The organism is Sphingomonas brevis, assembly GCF_023516505.1.
In the GTDB taxonomy this organism is placed as follows: Bacteria; Pseudomonadota; Alphaproteobacteria; order Sphingomonadales; family Sphingomonadaceae; genus Sphingomicrobium; species Sphingomicrobium breve.
In genome coordinates this window covers 984,986-998,519 of the sequence record NZ_JAMGBB010000001.1, presented here as the reverse complement: position 1 = coordinate 998,519, position 13,534 = coordinate 984,986, and the positions used below count along the sequence as shown (strand labels likewise).

13 protein-coding genes are annotated in these 13,534 nt (G+C 63.5%); 5 read left to right on the top strand and 8 right to left on the bottom strand.

Features of this window, described 5'->3' with window-relative positions; genetic code table 11:
- Positions 1-16 precede the first annotated feature (16 nt).
- The 4 genes from LZ518_RS05135 to LZ518_RS05120 all read left to right on the top strand — a co-directional run bounded on the left by LZ518_RS05135 (position 17) and on the right by LZ518_RS05120 (position 2,734).
- Entirely contained in the window at positions 17-796 is a 780-nt protein-coding gene (locus tag LZ518_RS05135; protein WP_249914940.1) for a MotA/TolQ/ExbB proton channel family protein, read from the top strand.
- A gap of 72 nt (positions 797-868) precedes the next feature.
- A complete protein-coding gene (locus LZ518_RS05130; RefSeq protein WP_249914939.1) occupies positions 869-1,360 on the top strand; it encodes an ExbD/TolR family protein in 492 nt (163 codons plus the stop codon).
- 19 nt (positions 1,361-1,379) lie between these two features.
- Positions 1,380-1,814 carry an ExbD/TolR family protein gene (locus LZ518_RS05125; protein WP_249914938.1) on the top strand — a complete coding sequence of 145 codons (435 nt, stop codon included), beginning with the start codon at positions 1,380-1,382 and terminating at the stop codon, positions 1,812-1,814.
- A 125-nt stretch (positions 1,815-1,939) separates the two neighbouring features.
- A complete protein-coding gene (locus LZ518_RS05120; protein WP_249914937.1) occupies positions 1,940-2,734 on the top strand; it encodes a hypothetical protein in 795 nt (264 codons plus the stop codon).
- Between the two features lie 32 nt (positions 2,735-2,766).
- Here LZ518_RS05120 and LZ518_RS05115 read toward each other — a convergent pair whose 3' ends face one another.
- The 5 genes from LZ518_RS05115 to LZ518_RS05095 all read right to left on the bottom strand — a co-directional run bounded on the left by LZ518_RS05115 (position 2,767) and on the right by LZ518_RS05095 (position 8,146).
- Positions 2,767-4,470 (bottom strand): cytochrome c biogenesis protein DipZ, encoded by a 1,704-nt coding sequence (locus tag LZ518_RS05115; protein ID WP_249914936.1) that lies wholly within the window; start codon positions 4,468-4,470, stop codon positions 2,767-2,769.
- Positions 4,470-4,961 carry a peptide-methionine (R)-S-oxide reductase MsrB gene (msrB, locus tag LZ518_RS05110; RefSeq protein ID WP_249914935.1) on the bottom strand — a complete coding sequence of 164 codons (492 nt, stop codon included), beginning with the start codon at positions 4,959-4,961 and terminating at the stop codon, positions 4,470-4,472. Before msrB ends, LZ518_RS05115 begins: the two co-directional genes overlap by 1 nt.
- A 97-nt stretch (positions 4,962-5,058) precedes the next feature.
- Positions 5,059-5,538 carry an arsenate-mycothiol transferase ArsC gene (locus LZ518_RS05105; RefSeq protein ID WP_249914934.1) on the bottom strand — a complete coding sequence of 160 codons (480 nt, stop codon included), beginning with the start codon at positions 5,536-5,538 and terminating at the stop codon, positions 5,059-5,061.
- A 90-nt stretch (positions 5,539-5,628) separates the two neighbouring features.
- Positions 5,629-6,249 (bottom strand): hypothetical protein, encoded by a 621-nt coding sequence (locus tag LZ518_RS05100; RefSeq protein WP_249914933.1) that lies wholly within the window; start codon positions 6,247-6,249, stop codon positions 5,629-5,631.
- Between the two features lie 124 nt (positions 6,250-6,373).
- Positions 6,374-8,146 (bottom strand): ABC transporter transmembrane domain-containing protein, encoded by a 1,773-nt coding sequence (locus LZ518_RS05095; protein WP_249914932.1) that lies wholly within the window; start codon positions 8,144-8,146, stop codon positions 6,374-6,376.
- Between the two features lie 137 nt (positions 8,147-8,283).
- Here LZ518_RS05095 and LZ518_RS05090 point away from each other — a divergent pair, with 137 nt between their 5' ends.
- A complete protein-coding gene (locus tag LZ518_RS05090) occupies positions 8,284-9,513 on the top strand; it encodes a polyhydroxyalkanoate depolymerase (RefSeq protein ID WP_249914931.1) in 1,230 nt (409 codons plus the stop codon).
- 94 nt (positions 9,514-9,607) lie between these two features.
- Here the strand turns inward: LZ518_RS05090 and LZ518_RS05085 are convergent, their stop codons facing one another.
- From LZ518_RS05085 to LZ518_RS05075, 3 genes are all read right to left on the bottom strand, one after another.
- On the bottom strand, positions 9,608-11,371 hold the full coding sequence (locus tag LZ518_RS05085) for a tetratricopeptide repeat protein (RefSeq protein WP_249914930.1): 1,764 nt from the start codon (positions 11,369-11,371) through the stop codon (positions 9,608-9,610).
- Positions 11,372-11,433: 62 nt separating this feature from the next.
- Positions 11,434-12,843 carry an MFS transporter gene (locus tag LZ518_RS05080; protein ID WP_249914929.1) on the bottom strand — a complete coding sequence of 470 codons (1,410 nt, stop codon included), beginning with the start codon at positions 12,841-12,843 and terminating at the stop codon, positions 11,434-11,436.
- Positions 12,840-13,448 (bottom strand): DUF4126 domain-containing protein, encoded by a 609-nt coding sequence (locus LZ518_RS05075; RefSeq protein WP_249914928.1) that lies wholly within the window; start codon positions 13,446-13,448, stop codon positions 12,840-12,842. The genes LZ518_RS05080 and LZ518_RS05075 overlap by 4 nt, the downstream gene beginning before the upstream one ends.
- Between the last annotated feature and the right edge of the window lie 86 nt (positions 13,449-13,534).

The following is a 13,534-nucleotide window of genomic DNA, read 5'->3' as shown; positions in this document are numbered from 1 at the left end:
CAGGAAAGTTAAACATATGGCAGCTCCCACTCTCTTGCTCGCTGCGGCTGCGGCCCCCGCCCCCGCCGGTGATAATCCTTACGGCCTGCTGCAGGCCCTGCAGGAAGGCGGCCTGATTTCGTGGACCGTTTTCATCATCCTGGTCGCGATGTCGATTTTCAGCTTCTACATCCTCTTCACCAAGCTGCTTCAGCAGCAGAAGATCATGAGCCAGGCCAACAAGGTCCGCGCCAGCTTCTGGAACTCGTCGAACCTGCGTGAGGCGGCCAATAAGCTTGAGCAGCGGAGCGCCTATCGCGCGATCGTCGAGGACGCCCTCATCGCGCAGGACCAGCACAGCAAGCTGACCGACCCGATCGACCAGCATGACTGGATGGCCAACTCGCTGACCCGCTCGCAGGGTGCGATCACCAATCGCCTCGGTGAAGGCCTCGCCTTCCTCGCCACCGTCGGTTCGACCGCGCCGTTCATCGGCCTGTTCGGTACCGTCATCGGCATCTACCGCGCGCTGATCAAGATCGGTGCGTCGGGCCAGGCATCGATTTCGACCGTCGCCGGCCCGGTCGGCGAAGCGCTGATCATGACCGCTCTCGGCCTGGTCGTCGCGGTTCCCGCGGTGCTCGCCTACAACTGGCTGATCCGCCGCAACAAGTCGATCTCGGAAGACCTTGCCGCCTTCACCAACGACGTCCACGGCTACATCATGTCGAACGGCGCGGTGAAGCCGGTGTTGGCAACCCCGAAGCAGCCCGCCCAGGCCGCGAAGCCGGCCCCGGCTGCGCCGACGGCGCGCTAAGCGGACCGTTTCCCGGGCCGGCGGCGATCGCGGCCGGCCCGGAGTGAGTTGAACGAAAAGGAATCGCGCCACATGGCAATGCAAGTTGGCGAACACGACTCGGGCGAAGACGTCCCCATGTCGGATATCAACACCACGCCGCTCGTCGACGTGATGTTGGTTCTGCTGATCATCTTCCTGATTACGGTTCCGGTGGTGATCCAGTCGGTGCCGATCACTCTGCCCGAAGTTCGCAACGAGCCGACCGAAACCAAGCCGGAGAATGTTTCTCTGACAGTGCGTGGCGGACCTGGCGGATCGTGCGAAGTCTATTGGAACCTGACGCGGGTCACCAATGAGGAGCTGCTGGACCGCGCCGTCAAGGCTCTGGAAGAGCAGATCAAGCGGGTCGGCGGTGTCGAGAACATCAACGAAGAAAACATGCCGGAAGTGCATATCCGCGGCGACATCAATACGCCGTACAAATGCATTGGCGGCACTGTGTTCGCGATGCAGCGCGCCGGCTTCCAGCGCGTCGGTTTCATCTCGCAGCCGCCCCCCGGCGGACATGTCGAGCGACTGTAAGTTAAGGAGCTAGCCAACCATGGCGATGCAAACCACTGGCTCGAACGAATCTGGCGAGCCGATGATGGATATCAACACGACGCCGCTCATCGACGTCATGCTGGTGCTACTCATCATGTTCATCATTACCATCCCGCCGCAGAGCCACGCGGTGAAGCTGGACTTGCCGCAAAACCAGAGCGACCAGCCGCCGCCGCCGATCGACCCGGTCAAGAACAAGGTCGTCGTGACCGCGGCCGGCGCGGTGTTGTGGAACGGTTCTCCGGTGAACCTGACGCAATTGCGCCAGTTCCTGGACGTCACCCAGCAGATGGATCCAATTCCCGAGCTTCACCTCCAGCCCGAGCCGGATGCGCGCTACGAGCTGGTCGACGAGGTGCTGGCGGTGACCAAGCAGGCCAAGGTCAGCAAGATGGGCTTCGTCGGCAACGAAGCCTATATGACGGTCTTCTAGGTCTTAAACGACCTCGAACGAATGAGGGCGGTCCCGCTGGGGCCGCCCTTTTCTTGTCGGGCTCCGAGACTTTCTAAAATTCCTCGTAACCGCTTTTCAACAGGTCGGACCCTAGGCCTTCGCGAATGGACATCATCGCCGCTCACCGCCAGGGACTGATCGAGCAGCTCGACGAAGAAGTAACGGCGCTGGCCGGGCGGCCGGCCGATCACGCGCAACGAGCGATCATGTTGCATCACCTGTTCGATCATTCGCGTGGAAACCACCTCTGGGCGCTGGCCGAGGCACGCCGTGCGTTGCGCATCGCGGCAGGCATCGCCGTTTTGCGACGGCGGCTCGATCGTTGGGGTTGGGCTACTTTTCGCAGGGCCGAAGCCGAGGCCGCAATCGAGCATCTGGCTGATGCAATGGGTGAGGCCGCGAGATTGCGCGCCATCGCCGCCTATCTGGCCTATCGAACGACGGCCACGCAGGCATTGCGCGAAGACGTCGCGACCCGTCTTGATCCGGTCATGGTCGAGCTGCTTGAACGCTGTCATGCCGCTCGCCGGGCCGGGTCAGCGCTGCCTCTCGAAGAGCAACTGGCGTTGGCTGACCAGGCCGAAGAACTGGCGAATGCCGCGGTCGATCATGTCCAGCTCGCGACGGCGTGGGCTGCGATCGGCGCAACCGGCCTCTGTCGCGCGGCCAATCGGCTGCTCGGCGACAAGGCATTGGCCAGGCAGGCGGCGAGGGATCGACGGCGGGGCGCGGCGCCGGTCGAGCGCGATCTCAGGACTGACGCCGCGCTGCCAGCGTCGTTCACGGCAAACCCCGCGCAGCATTTCTACGCGCTGCAACAATATTTGCGCCAGCGCCGCCGCCAGCAATGGCGCGAGGCGTGCGATCGGGAACCGGACGCGTTTGAACTCGCTGCCTGATGGGGATTGCGTTTCCCGAAGGCTATTGCTGATCACCCGAAGGTGAAGGCGTAGGCCTCGGCGCCGGGATCGAGAAATTCGATCGTGAACAGCCGCTCGCGGCTTGGATCCTTCTGACGCACAAGCTGGTAGAGCCGCTGGCCCGCGACCTGCCCATTGCCGGACGCATCGATATCCATGCCATGATCATTGCCCGGAGCCTGGCCGTCGATGGTCACGCGAAAACGAACCGGCTTGCCCGAGCTGCTACCCAGTACAAGGTGCAGGTCGCGAGCCTTGAAGCGGAACGCGATCTGCGCGCCCGGCGCCGCGGCAACCGCACGCTGGCGCTCAACTGTCCAGCGGCCGGCCAGCCCCCAATCGTTGAGCGAGAAATTGCCGGGCAGTCGATAGTCGCTGGTGCCATCGCGCAAGCCGCCGGGGGAGGTGAAGGATTTGGCGCGGGCGCTGCCGACGTAAGTTTCCGGGCTGCGGATCGCGGCAAAATCCGCAGCGGCGGACGCACCGGCCGCACTGGCCTTCGATACATCGCCTAGCCTGGCGCCCTTTTCGGCCAGCAGCGCTCGAATGGCCGCTTCGGTTTCGTCGGTCCGGCCTTCGCCAAAATGGTGGTAGCGAATTCGTCCCTGGGCATCGGCAAGGTAGTGGGCGGGCCAGTAGCGATTGTCGAACGCGCGCCAGATGGCGAGGTTGTTGTCGAGCGCGACCGGATAGCGAATTCTGAAATCGGCGACTGCCCCGCGGACGTTTGCGGGCTCCCGCTCGAACGCGAACTCCGGAGCGTGCACACCGATTACGACCAGGCCCTGGTCCTTGTACCGGTCGTACCAGGCGTTGGTGAAAGGCACCGAGCGGATGCAGTTGATGCAGCTATAGGTCCAGAAGTCGACCAGCACGACCTTGCCCTTGAGCTGCTCGCGGGTCAGCGGCGGCGAATTGAGCCACTGAACGGCGCCGTCGAGCGGGGGCAGGGCGCCCTCGACCGGAAGCATGCCGCCGGTCCGCGTCGTCAGCTCTTCGCCCTCCATCCCAAGCAGCCCTGCGAGACGATGTTCGAAGCCGAAGGTCTGGGCCGTCGAGAGGCGCGAAAGGACGCGCGTATCGAGGCCCAGCGCAATGACCGTAACACCGGCAAGGATCAGGACGCCTAGCGCTTTGCGGACGCCTTCGCCGGCACCGATCGAGCGTTTCATCGCGGCGAACAGCTTGCCGCCAATCAGGAGGGCCCCGGCCAGGCTGGTGGCGGCGCCGAGCGCATAGGCAAGCAGCAGTCCGGCGGTGGTGGCGCTCGCGCCCGAAAGGGCCGCACCGGTAAGAATGATCCCAAGGATTGGACCGGCGCATGGCGCCCAGAGCAGGCCGGTAGCTACGCCAAGCAGCAGCGAGCCGCCGATGCGATCCTCGCTGCCCTTCCTCGACAGCCTGTCGCCAAGCCTGACCAAGGGCTGCATTGCGCGGTCGGAGAGGTGCGGGAAGATCAGCAGCAGGGCGAAGGCGCCAAGCAGGACGACCGCGATCCATCGCCCGGCGCTGTTGGCTGCGACCGCCCAACCGCCGCCGACGGCGGCCAGAGTGGCTACGCCAGCGAAGGTAATCGCCATTCCCGCAAGCAACGGCAGGCCATTGCGCAGGAACGGACGGTCGGCTCGCGCGAACACGAACGGCAGCACCGGCAGGATGCAGGGACTGAGGATGGTCAGGATGCCGCCCAAATAGGCGAGAAGGAAGAGAAGCATCAGGCGGGCTTGAACGTCAGTGACAGGCCATTGATGCAGTGGCGTTTGCCGGTTGGCGGCGGGCCGTCATCGAACACATGGCCGAGATGCCCTCCGCAGCGGCGGCAATGCTCTTCGGTCCGGACCATGCCCAAAGTTGAATCCCGGCGGTAAGCGACGGAGTTCGGCAGCGCTTTCCAGAAGCTCGGCCAGCCAGTGCCGCTGTCGAACTTGGCCGCTGAGCTGAACAATGGCAGCGCGCAGCCGGCGCAGGCGAACAGTCCCTTGCGATGCTCATCCAGCAACGGGCTGGTAAAGGGGCGTTCCGTCCCTTCCTCGCGCAGGATTCCGAAGCGGGCCGGCCCAAGGCGCCGCTGCCAATCGGCGGGGCTGTGCTGCACCTCGAAGCTAGCGGCCTCGGCTGGGGATCCGCTGCCGAATGAATAGGCAAGCGGGCCGGCGACAGCGGTCGTGCCGACTAGGCCGAGAAACAGGCGGCGATCGTTATCCATGTCGCTACCTATATAGATGGGCAGATGAATAGCCGCTGCCAAGTCGGCATGACGTCGATGCCGGGCGGTTATGGCCGCAACGGGTGGAGAGCGGACCTTACCGCCCGATCAATCCATCCAGCAATTTGTCGATGCGCGCATCGAGCATCGACCTGGCGTGGCCATAGTCGTTCAGCATCGACGGCAGGTCACTCCAATCCTTGAATCGGCGTGGATGATATTCACTAGGAAGCTTGTCGAAGGCGACGACAAGATCCGCGGCAGCAATGTCACTTGGTTGAAGCTTCGTCAGCGGCTCAGAAGCCGGATCGATTCCTTCTTGTGCCAGGCGGTGGAGTAATTCTGGCGGCAAATGTTCTTCAGGCGTAATCCCACGCGCACTGACCGCAATCGCTATTCGACGTTCAGCCGCGCGGCGTTTCAATAGTTCACGCGCAATCGGACTTTTGACGGTGCCGAACTGACAAACGAAAAGGATGCGAGGTGAGCGACCGTGCGCGGCACCTTTTGCAATCTGCGGCAAGAGCGCGACAGAAATCGCTCCCACCAACAGAAATCGCCTATCCATCGAGATCATGTCGGGACGGGTTACGCCTGGAGCAGCGACCGTGTCCAGTTGCGGTATCGCCCAAATGGAAAAGTCCGCAATGGGTGGAAAGCGGACGCTTCAGTGATGTGGAGCCGCATAAGTAGCGGGATTGGGAGCAAGGCCCACCTGCTCCCCAAACTGCGAATTGGGAAGGAGGCTGAAGCCTCCCGAGATATTCACGGCAATCGCCCAGGCTAGAAAGAAAAGGTCCAGTCCACGGGAACGGCTGAACGTCAGACCCGCAAGGGCAAGGAGGTAGCTCGGAAAATAATAGTAGAACCACCAGTCGTTCCAAGCAGGATCTGCCAGAGTAAGCATCCCGCCCGTGGCTACCAGGTTCACAAACAGCATCACGGCTGCGACTACCCTCTTTCGTGACCAATAGTGCTCGTCGAGATGGGTCCTCTTGCGATTAGTCCGCGGGAAGACAAGCGAAGCCGCGACGAAGTAGAGCATGGCCAAGAAAACACCGGAGAATACCGATGGCCAGCTGACTGTGAGCACACTCCTTGCCGCCCAGATCCACAACCAGAAGCCTGTAACATCCGTCAGCAAGAGGAGCGCTAGCGCAGGCGTCAGGATTCCAAGCGGCGTTTCATGATTGGAATCGATTGCATCGGCGAATCGAATGGACAGCTCGGCCACGATGAGCCCAAACAGCAGGCCGAACAGCGCGAAAAGAAACTCGAAGTCGGTCATGAAACTCCGGCGAGAGTCAAAATGAGCAAGTGGAAACGCAATCTGCCCAAGCCCGATGGGGAGACCGTAACATAAGAGCTAATGACCGCAATGGGTCGAAACTGGCCATTAGAAAAATCGAATATCAGGCGGCAAGCCCGTCGAATTGCAAGCGCGCCAAGCGGGCATAGAGGCCGCCCTGTGCCGTGAGGCTGGCGTGGTCGCCTTCCTCGACGATCCGGCCATGATCCATGACGATGATGCGATCGGCGGCCCTGACGGTGGCGAGGCGATGGGCGATGACGATGGTGGTGCGGTTGCCCATCAATCGGTCGAGCGCCTCCTGCACCAGCCGCTCGCTTTCGGCGTCGAGCGCGGAAGTGGCTTCATCGAGCAGGAGCAGCGGGGCGTCGCGGCGCAATAACGCGCGGGCGATCGCAATCCGCTGGCGCTGGCCGCCGGACAAGCGCGCGCCCCCTTCACCCATATAGGTGTCGAGCCCTTCGGGAAGTGCGCGGAGAAAGCTTTCGGCATTGGCATCGCGCGCTGCCTGCCAAATCTCGTCCTCGCTTGCGTCCCAATTGCCGTAGCGCAGATTATCGCGAGCGGAGGCGGCGAAGATCACGACTTCCTGCGGGACCATGGCAATCCGCTCCCGGATATCGGCCGGGTCGGCATCCTTGAGATCCACGCCGTCAAGCGACACCCGGCCCTGTTCGGGATCGTAGAAGCGCTGGGCGAGCTGGAAGATGGTGGTCTTGCCCGCGCCCGACGGGCCGACCACCGCCAGCCGCTCGTTGGGGCGAACCTCAAGGTTGAAGCCGGCAAGCGCGGAGGTGTCCTTGCGGGTCGGATAGTGGAAGCTGACGTTATCGAACTTGAGCCGGCCTTCGGCGGGCTTGGGCAGGGCGACCGGATTGGCCGGCGCGCGGATCGTCGTCTCCGCGGTCAGCAATTCATTGAGCCGCTCCGACGCGCCCGCCGCACGCAGCAGGTCGCCATAGACCTCGCTGAGCGCGCCGAACGCTCCGGCAAGAAGCCCGCCGTAGAGCACGAAGGCGGCAATGGTGCCGCCGGTCATTTGACCCGACGCGACGTCGACCGCGCCTTGCCAGATCACCCAGGTGATGGAGGTGAACACCAGCGAGATGATCAGGAAGGTCATCAGCGCGCGCAGGCCGATGCGCTTCCTGGCGGTGGCGAACACGGCTTCGGTAGCGCTGGTGAAGCGCTCGGTCTCGCGGTCCTGCTGGTTGAAGGCCTGGACGATCTTCATCGCGCCGAGCACCTCGCTGGTGACGGTGCCGACATCGGCGATGCGATCCTGGCTGCGCTTGGAGATGGCGCGGACACGCCGGCCAAGGAAGGTCAGCGGCAGGACGATGACGGCAATTCCCACAAGCATCATCGCGGCCAGCTTGGGCGCCAGCACGAACAGGATTACCGTGCAGGCGATGCCCATCACTACATTGCGCAGTGCGACCGAAACGGTCGTCCCGACCACTTGTTCGATGATCGTCGTATCGACCGTGATCCGGCTGGTTATCTCGGCCGGGCGGTTTTCCTCGAAGAAGCCGGGGGCCAGGCGCAACAGGTTGCGATGAACGGCCAGGCGGATATCGGCGACGACGCGCTCGCCGAGCCAGCTGACGAAGTAAAAGCGCACCGCGGTGGCGAGCGCCATGACCAACACCAGCATCAACAGATATTGGAACCAGCGAGCGATATCCCCGCTACCCGAGAAGCCGCGGTCGATGATCAGCTTGAAGGCGAACGGGACACCCGATGTCGCCGCGGCCGCGATCAGCAGGGCGACCGCCGCGCCGGCGATATGTCCCGGATAATGGCTGGCAAAGCGCCAAACCATGTTGAGGTCGGAAACGGACTTGCCCTTGGGGCGGTCGTGGGCGGTAGCCATGGGCAGCGTTGCTAGCAGTGTGTCTGCTTTGCCTCAATTGCCGCATTGCGAGGGTGCGGCGCAGCAATTTGCTTGCCGTAGGGGCAATCCGGCCCCACATTCCGATTTAACGTGTTCCATTTTCCCAGGACATTTTGATGCTCTATGACGCCTATGAGGTGCAGCGCTCGCTACTGACCAGCGCGAGCAAGTTGGCAGGCCTCGGCGCCGGATGGCTCAACAACCCGACAAATCCGTTCGGATATTCCTCGATGGGCCCGCTGGTTGCAGCGGGCCTTGAAGTATTCGCCCATGCCTCGGCGCCCCGCGGCAAGCCGGAATTCGGGATCGCGGAGATCGAGGTCGGCAAGAAACTGGTTCGTGTCGACGAGGATATCGAGCTTCGCAAACCGTTCGGGCAGCTGAAGCATTTCCGCAAGGTCGACCATGATGCCGGAGAGCCGCTGCTGATCGTGGCGCCGATGTCGGGCCACTATGCGACGCTGCTGCGCGGGACGGTCGCGCGGATGCTGCCCAGGCACGATGTGTTTATCACCGACTGGCGCGACGCCAAGCTCGTGCCAGTCAGCGAAGGCATTTTCGATCTCGACGACTACATCGACTATCTGATTGAATTTTCACAGGCGATCTACGACCGGACCGGCAAACGGCCGCATATGCTGGCGGTGTGCCAGCCCTCGGTTCCCGCTTATGCCGCAACCGCGATCATGAATGCCGGCAAGCATCCGGCAAGACCGCAAACCCTGACCATGATGGGCGGGCCGGTCGATACCCGCAAGGCGCCGACCGCGGTCAATACGCTGGCGACCCAGCGGCCGCATGCCTGGTTCCAGCAGAATGTCATTGCCACCGTGCCGATGATCTATCCGGGCCATGGCCGCAAGGTTTATCCGGGCTTCCTGCAGCTGGCCGGGTTCATGACCATGAACCTGGGGTCGCACCTCGTCAGCCATTGGGAGATGTTCAAGCATCTGGTGGTCGGCGACGACGAAAGCGCAGATGCGACGCGGGCGTTCTACGACGAATATCTGTCGGTGTGCGACATGACGTCGGAATTCTACCTGCAGACGGTCGATGTCGTGTTCCAGCGCCACCTGCTGCCCAAGGGCGAGCTCGAGCATCGCGGCAAGAAGGTCGATCCCAAGGCGATCAAGGATACGCCCTTGCTGGCGATCGAGGGCGAACGCGACGATATTTCCGGCATCGGCCAGACCAAGGCGGCGCTTGACCTTGCGTCGTCGCTACCCGCGGCGAAGAAGCAATATCTGCTCGCCAAGGACGTTGGCCATTACGGCATCTTCAACGGCCGCAAATGGCGCGAGCAGATCGCGCCGGTGGTCGAGAAGTTCATCGCCTCGAATAGTTGACTGTCATCCCGGGCCTGACCCGGGATCTGCTTTTTCTTCCCCAACCTAAGGCAGGCAGACCCCGGCTCAAGGCCGGGGTGACGAGTGGCGTCGCCTAAATCCGTTCCATCTTCAGCCATCGCGGATCGCCCATCCATGCGCGGCTGAGTGCGGCGCGGGCCGCGGCCGCCTGCGCCGGTCGCCCTTGCGCACGCTCGGCTAGCGACAGGCCGTAAAGCGCCCAGCCATTGTTCGGATATTTGGCAAGCGCGGCGGTGAATGCCTGCCGGGCCTCGTCATATTTGCCGGCACGGTAAAGCGCGGCACCCAGCGACTGGTTGACCGGATAATACCACCACGGCGGTTCCATGTACGGTATGCGGTTTTCGATCGCGAGCGCTGCCCGGAAATGCTCGACTGCCTGGTTATGGCGACCACGGAAGCCGGCCTGTTTGCCAAGCGCGACATGTTCCGCCAGCGCCAGCAAGTCGGTCGCGGGCATGCCCTGGTCGACCATGGGCTGGAGAAGCCCGGAGCCTTGGATGCGCTTCAGCTCGGTCAATTCGGCGTCGAAGCCTTGGCTGTTGTTCTGCTGGGCGTAGGCAACCGCCCGGACATAATGGCGAATACCCTGGACATAATGAAGCCGGGGATCGGGCTCCGGCAGCGCCAGCACCTCCTTGGGCGAAGCGAATTGCAGCGTCGCGAAATAGGGCGCGGCATTGATCGCCTGGACCCAGGCGAGCTGGGAGGCGGTGCCGGCATCGACGATCGATCCCAGCCGCTTGGCCTCGCTGATGGCGGTCGGCAGGTCGCCGCCCATCTGCGCCGAGGTGACGATGAAATGAACGTTGTGCGGATAATAGCCGTAGCGGACGAATCCCTTGTCGCCCGATTCCTTGATGTAGGCCTCGTCCTTGTGGGCGGCGTCGATGTTGACGCGAATCGAATCCTTCCAGCGCCCGAGCCGGTAATAGATGTGAGCCGGCATGTGGACGAGGTGACCGGCATCCCTGGACAGCAAGGTGAGGCGATCCGCAGCAGCCTCAGCGCGCTTCGGATTCGGGCCGTTCTCCATCAAGTGAATGTAGAGGTGCGGGGCTTGCGGGTGGTCGGGATTGCGGGCCAATACCGTCTCGACCAGGCGGATCGCCTCGCCGAGGCGCGGCTTGGCGCTTTGCTTGTCGGGCTCCCAATAGTCCCACGGCAGCGTATCCATCGCCGCCTCGGCCGCGAGCAGCGAAATATCGTCATGCTGTGGATAATAGCGCGCGACGGTCAGCATCGCGTCAGCATAAGCGCCGTCGAGGTCGGCGCGTTTGGCGTTGGGGTCGGCCGAATAGCGCTTGGCCAGCGCCAGGATCAGCGCCCGTTCGGGCGGCGTGACCTTGGTCGCGCGCGCCTGTGCTTCGGCAATCGACTTCAGGGCCAGTCCGTTGGCGTCCGGCGTCAGCGGAGCATTGATATTCGGGCCATAGGCGAGGGATTCGCCCCACCAGCACATGGCGCAATCGGGATCGAGCCGCTGTGCTTCCTTGAACGAAGCAATCGCGGCGGCGTGGTTGAAGCCATAGGCGAAGGCCATGCCTTGGTCGAAGTAGCGCTGCGCTTCGGGGCTGGTCGTGCTTACCGGGAAATGGACCTTGCCGAGGCCGTCATAGAGTCGGATGGGCGCAGGCGACTGGGCGGCCTGGACCAGCGCGGCCGACATGGCCAGCCGGTCGCGCATCGACGGACCTCTGCCGCCGCCGCAAAGTGCGGCCATATTGGCCGAAGGATCGAGCAGGGCCAGTTGCTGGGCACTGAATTCCAGTGGAGCGCTGACGCCGAGCAATGTCGTGGACGCCAGCGCCAATGACAGTCGCACACCGTGATCCATTGCCGCCCTCCCGCTGAGTCGTAATGGCGCATCGTTTAGCAAATTACGCGGGAGAGACGAACCTAGCAGGGCCGCGCGTCGGAGGGGTTGGGATCATGCCGCATCCATCGGCCAGTCAAACCGAAAAAGGCGGCGATCCCGCCCACAGCGGCGACAATGGCCATGACGACCAGCGCCTTGGAGAACGGCGCCAGCAATGCATCGCCTTGCTGCATCAGCACGGCACCCATCAAAGCGACGACGATCAGCCCGCCAAGCCGCGCCACCGCGCTGTTGAAACCGGAAGCCATGCCGGTCTGGTGCCGGTCGACCGCGGCCAGCACCGTGCTGGTAAGCGGCGCAACCGCAAGGGTCATGCCGATCGACATCACGAGGATCGCCGGGAAGGCATGTGTCCAATAGGCCTGGCTGGAGGCAATTCGGGTGGCAAGCATAAGGCCGGCGCCAACTACGATCGGGCCGACGGTGAGAGGAATGCGCGGCCCGACCCGAACCGACAGCTTGCCCATCAGCGGCGACAGGCCGCCCAGCAGAATCGACAGGGGAAGCAGGGAAAGGCCGGCCTGGACCGGCGAATAGTCGCCGGCCTCGATCAGCACATAGGGGATCAGCAGCATCGCGCCGCCGAACGCACCGTAGAGCAGGAAGGTCATTAGATTGAGCGAGGAGAAGCAGCGATTCTCGAACAGCGACAGCGGCACCATTGCCTTGCCCTTGAGATGCCGCTCCCAAAGCACAAATCCCAGCAGCAGCGTCGCCCCGGCGACAAGCGTGATGGTTGCGACCTGGGTCAGCTTGAACGTCTGGGACCAAAGGGTCAGCCCATAGGTGGCGGCGCCGAGGCCAAGAGTCGCCAATGCGGCGCCGACGAGGTCGAGCCGGGCTTTCTCGGGCTCCTTGACCTCTTCGACCCTGGTCAGCGCAACGGTGATCGCCGCGGCGACGAACGGCAGGTTGATGTAGAAGATGCTCGGCCAGCCCGCATTCTGGACCAGCCATCCGCCGATCAGCGGCGCGATGGCGGCGGAGATCGCTCCGGCCGCCGCCCAGGTGCCGATCGCCCGGCCGCGGTCCTCGCCTTCATAGGCACCGTTAAGCAGGGCGAGGCTATTGGGCAGCAACAGTCCGGCACCAATACCCTGCAGCGCGCGTCCAGCCAGCAAGGGCTCAAGCGCGCCGCTGACCGCGCAAGCCAGCGAGCCAAGCCCAAACAAGGCGGTGCCGATCACCAGCCATCGCCTTCGCCCCTGATGATCGCCGAGCGCGCCTCCGAGCAGGATCAGCGCGGCGAGCGGCAGCGTGTAGATGTTGACGACCCACTGGACTTCGGCGGCGCCTGCTTGTGTCCCGGCGCGGATCGCGGGAAGCGCGACGTTGAGGATCGAACCGTCGATGAAGCTGAGTGAGCTGGCGGCAACCGACATCACCAGGGTCCAGCGCGGGTGTTGCCGCCTACCGGACGCGCGATTCACGCCGCTGGGGTCCGGGGCGGGCTCACCCGGTCGATCAGTCGCGCCAATGCGCGGCGGGCTGCAAATACCAGCCAGATCGACAACAGCACCAGGCCAAGCGCGATCAGCGCGGCGGCGATCGGGTTGGCGATGGCCAGCGCCAGCAGACCGCCGGTGGCGACATCCTCCCCGGTCGAGACCAATATGTTGGAGAATGGCTCGGGGCTGGCGTTGACCAGCGTGCGGGCGCCGGCCTTGCCGGCATGGGCCATCAATGCCGCCCCGCCGCCAAGCAGGAAGCTTCCGATCTGCCAGGCGGGGTCGGCGCTGTCGATGATGGCAAGGCTGAGGAGCGCTCCGCCCAAGGGACGGATGAACGAATGAATGGCGTCCCAGGCGCTGTCGACCCAGGCTATCTTGTCGGCAAAGAATTCGCAAAAGGTGCCGAGGGCGGCGATGCCGAGCACCCAATTATTGGCCAGCACGTCGAGCATCTTCAGCTGTTCGGGCAGGGCGACCCAGCCGAACTTCATGCCGAGCCCGGTGATCAAAGTGACAAGATACAGCCGCCAGCCGGCCAGCAGGCTGGTCGAGGCAGCGAGGGCGACGAGTTCGACGGGGGTCACATGGATAGGCTGTCAGAAACAGCCAATCCTGACAACCATGCCATTCGTCCTGAGCGTAGGCAGCTAGGCCGAAGTCGAAGGGCTTT